The 3,805-nt window shown below is 62.0% G+C and carries 4 protein-coding genes; 3 read left to right on the top strand and 1 reads right to left on the bottom strand.

Features of this window, described 5'->3' with window-relative positions; translation table 11 throughout:
- Positions 1-23: 23 nt before the first annotated feature.
- Positions 24-755: a GntR family transcriptional regulator gene (locus JHD07_RS17820; protein WP_291624469.1), complete on the bottom strand. Its 732-nt coding sequence runs from the start codon at positions 753-755 to the stop codon at positions 24-26.
- Positions 756-915: 160 nt separating this feature from the next.
- Between JHD07_RS17820 and JHD07_RS17825 the strand changes: the two genes are divergently transcribed.
- From JHD07_RS17825 to JHD07_RS17835, 3 genes are read left to right on the top strand one after another with little or no spacing between them, the layout of a single operon-like run.
- Complete coding sequence (locus JHD07_RS17825) at positions 916-1,944, top strand: TRAP transporter substrate-binding protein (RefSeq protein WP_291624470.1); 1,029 nt, start codon at positions 916-918, stop codon at positions 1,942-1,944.
- A 12-nt stretch (positions 1,945-1,956) separates the two neighbouring features.
- Positions 1,957-2,505: a TRAP transporter small permease gene (locus tag JHD07_RS17830; protein ID WP_291624471.1), complete on the top strand. Its 549-nt coding sequence runs from the start codon at positions 1,957-1,959 to the stop codon at positions 2,503-2,505.
- On the top strand, positions 2,502-3,782 hold the full coding sequence (locus tag JHD07_RS17835) for a TRAP transporter large permease subunit (protein WP_291624472.1): 1,281 nt from the start codon (positions 2,502-2,504) through the stop codon (positions 3,780-3,782). Before JHD07_RS17830 ends, JHD07_RS17835 begins: the two co-directional genes overlap by 4 nt.
- Positions 3,783-3,805: the final 23 nt, after the last annotated feature.

Genomic DNA, 3,805 nt, shown 5'->3' on the forward strand with positions numbered 1-3,805 from the left:
GCTCTGCACCATGCGCCGCCGACTCAACCGACCTTGGTCTTTTTGCGCGGCTCGGCCCGCGCATCCTTGGCGACGATCGGCTTCAACCAATCCGAATTGCGCAGCGCATGCGCCACACAATCGTGAATGTGGGTGTGCAGCACCTTGTTCGCGCCCCTGGCGTCGCGCTTCAGCGCAAGCTCCTTCAACTCGCGATGCTCGGCCGCCGCCATCTCGCCGCGAAACACCACGGCGATCATTTGGTATCGCAGGTAGCGATCATAGACAGCGGCATGCGCGTCGAGCAGCACCTTCGACCCACAGGCCGCGACCAGCGCGCGGTGAAACTGGAAATCGCATTGTTTCCAGCTTTCGGCGTCCGACCGTTCGCCTGCCAGCAGCATCCGCTCCATAGCCGCGAGCTTGTGATGCGCCGAGACGATATGCGCCTCCCAGTCGAGGTCGCCGGCGGCAAACGACTTCTCGATCATATGGCCTTCGAGCAGTTCGCGAAGCTCGGCTATTTCCTGGAATTCCGCCGTCGAAATCGGCGCGACCTCGAAGCCGCGCTGGCCTTCGGCCACGACGAATCCCTCCGAGCACAGCCGGTTCAACGTCTCGCGCAGTGTCGAGATGCTGGTGCCGTAAGCGGTGCTCATCCGTTCGAGCTTGAGCTTCTGACCCGGCGTCAGTCTGCCGAAGATCAGATCGGTCCGGATGCGGCGATAGGCGCTGTCGCCAACGGTTTCGGCGGCCGTCTCGGGAATGGTGTCCATGCCTCATCCTAGCGCTGTGGGCGCGCGATTTGACAAGAATCTGAGCTTTATCAAGCGTTTCTTTTAATGTCAGACAAAAAAAGAAATATAGGTTGATTTTTATTTCATCCTATAACAGTTTCTCGCCCCTAAGAACGAGATCATCAGGGGAGAGGGGACCATGCCCATTCGGTTCATAGATCTGGCTTTCGTGGCAGCGATCGGAGCGGTTTCCCTCGGCGCGCTTGGGCCGGCCTCGGCGCAGGCGATCCAAGAGCGCACCATCCGCTGGGGGCACCTCAACAACACCGACCATCCCGTCAGCAAAGGCGTGCAGAAATTCGCCGAGATCGTCGCCGCCAAGAGCGGCGGCAAGATCAAGGTGCGCGAGTATCCGGCCAATCAACTCGGCAGCGAGATGCAGCAACAATCGGCACTGCGGGCCGGCACCCAGGAGATGCAGTCGCCGGCGACGACCTCGCTGGTCGGCATCGTCAAGGATTACGGGCTGATCGATTTCCCCTTCATCGTCTCGACGCCGAAACAGGCCGACGCGCTGCTGGACGGCCCGCTCGGTGCCGCGCTGCTGGCAAAACTCCCCGAGAAGGGCCTGGTCGGCCTCGCCTATTGGGATCTCGGCTTCCGCAACGTCACCAACAGCCGGCGCCCGATCACCAAGGGCGAGGACCTCGACGGCATCAAGATCCGCGTGATCCCGAACCCGGTGTATCTGGAGACCTTCAAGGCCTTCAACGCCAACCCGGTGCCGATGAGCTTTACGGAGCTCTACAGCGCGCTGGAGACCCGCACCGTCGACGGCCAGGAGAATCCATTCTCGGTGATCCTATCGAACAAGTTCTACGAGGTGCAGAAATATCTCAGTGTCACCAACCACACCTATTCGACGAACATCATCCTGGTCTCCAGGAAATTCTGGGACGGGCTTTCGGCCGACGAACAAAAGCTCCTGCAGGACGCCGCGATCGAGGCGCGCGACTACCAGCGCAAGGTCAGCCGCGAGCAGGCCAAGGCCGCCATCGACGAACTCAAGGCCAAGGGCATGGAGATCAACGAGATCTCGCCAGCCGAGCTCGATCGCATGCGCGCAAAGACCAAGCCGATCGCGGAGAAATTCTCCGCCGATTACGATCCCGCGCTCGTCAAGCTGTTCAACAGCGAGCTCGATCGCGTTCATGCGCTGAAGCCCTGAGCATCCGGGGTCATGAAGGCGGTTGTCCACTGCTATTTCCGGCTGCTTCGCGCGGTCATCGCGGTGCTGCTGGCCGCCATGGTGGTGCTGGTCTTCGGCAACGTGGTGCTGCGCTACGGCTTCAACTCCGGCATCGCCATCTCGGAGGAACTGTCGCGCTGGCTGTTTGTCTGGATGGTGTTCCTCGGTGCCATCATCGGCATGAAGGAACGCGCCCATCTCGGCGTCGACAGTCTCCTGAAGGTGCTGCCGCCGGCCGGCCGCAAGGCCTGCTACGGCCTCAGTCATGCCTTGATGCTGTACGCCTCCGTGCTGCTTACGGAAGGCTCGTGGAAGCAGACCGTCTTGAACTGGGACACGGTGGCACCGGCCTCGGGACTCTCGGTGGGCCTGTTCTATGCCGCCGGCATCGTCTTCGGGGCCTCTTCCAGCATTATCATTGCCTACGAGCTCTTTAGGTTCGTGAGCGGGCAGACCGCCGATGCCGATCTCATCGCGATCAGCGAATCAGAGGAACTGCCTCACTCTCCTGGCGCCGCCGGCGGGAAGCTCCAGCGATGACGGTCGCAGTCTTCACCTTCTCGCTGCTCGGCGCCATGGCGATCGGCATGCCGATCGCCTTCGCGCTGATCATCTGCGGCATCGCGTTGATGACCTATCTGGGAATGTTCGATTCCCAGATCATCGCCCAAAACGTCATCAACGGTGTCGATTCCTTTCCGCTGATGGCGGTGCCGTTCTTCATCCTCGCCGGCGAGGTCATGAACACCGGCGGCCTCGCGCGGCGCATTCTCAATTTTGCAATTGCGCTTGTCGGGCATTTCCGTGGCGGGCTTGGCTATGTCGCGATCCTGACCTCCTGCATCCTGGCCTCGCTGTCCGGTTCGGCGGTCGCGGATGCTGCGGCGCTCGGTGCGCTGCTGGTACCGATGATGGCCGCGGCCGGCCACAATCGCGCCAGTGCGGCGGGCCTCGTTGCGGCCGGCGGGATCATCGCGCCCGTCATCCCGCCCTCGATCGGTTTTGTCATCTTCGGTGTCGCCGCCAATGTCTCGATTTCGAAACTCTTTCTCGCCGGCATCGTGCCGGGTCTCCTGCTCGGTGTCGGCCTTTGCTTCGCCTGGTGGTGGGTGGTGCGCAAGGAGAACCCGGCGCGTTTGCCGCGCAAGAGCTTGGCCGAGATCTGGCACGCGCTGATCGACGGCTTCTGGGCCCTGATGCTGCCGGTGATCATCATCTTCGGCTTGCGCTTCGGCATCTTCACGCCGACGGAAGCCGCCGTCGTCGTTGCCGTCTATTCGCTCGTCGTGGCGATGGGCGTCTATCGCGAGCTCAAGCCGGCACAACTCCCCGCGTTGCTGGTTTCGACCGCTCAGACCACGGCGGTGGTGATGTTTCTAGTCGCCGCCGCGCTGGTCTCGTCCTGGCTGATCACGGTCGCCGAGATCTCCGATCAGATCGTGGCGCTGGTCAAGCCGTTCGCGGGCAACAAAACCCTCCTCACCATCGTCCTGATGATCATCGTCGTCATCGTCGGCACCGCGCTCGACATGACCCCGACCATCCTGATCCTGACGCCGATCCTGATGCCGATCGTCAAGCAGGCCGGCATCGACCCCGTTTATTTCGGCGTGCTCTTCATCATCAATAACGCGATCGGCCTGATCACGCCGCCGGTCGGGGTCGTGCTCAACGTGGTCGCCGGTGTCTCGCGCGTCCCGATGGACGATCTGATCCGCGGCGTCTGGCCGTTCATGATCGCGCAGCTGGTCGTGCTAGCCTTGCTGACGCTGTTTCCCGTTCTCGTCACCGGCCCGGCAAAGTGGTTTGGCGGCTAACCTTCAAAAGGACCTTCCCATGA

It is taken from the genome of Bradyrhizobium sp. (genome assembly GCF_016462955.1).
Classification (GTDB): Bacteria; Pseudomonadota; Alphaproteobacteria; order Rhizobiales; family Xanthobacteraceae; genus Bradyrhizobium.

Bases quoted from the DNA above. Each gene is read 5' to 3' on its own strand.
- JHD07_RS17820 (WP_291624469.1), bottom strand. From the start codon at position 755: ATGGACACCATTCCCGAGACGGCCGCCGAAACCGTTGGCGACAGCGCC.
- JHD07_RS17825 (WP_291624470.1), top strand. From the start codon at position 916: ATGCCCATTCGGTTCATAGATCTGGCTTTCGTGGCAGCGATCGGAGCG.
- JHD07_RS17830 (WP_291624471.1), top strand. From the start codon at position 1,957: ATGAAGGCGGTTGTCCACTGCTATTTCCGGCTGCTTCGCGCGGTCATC.
- JHD07_RS17835 (WP_291624472.1), top strand. From the start codon at position 2,502: ATGACGGTCGCAGTCTTCACCTTCTCGCTGCTCGGCGCCATGGCGATC.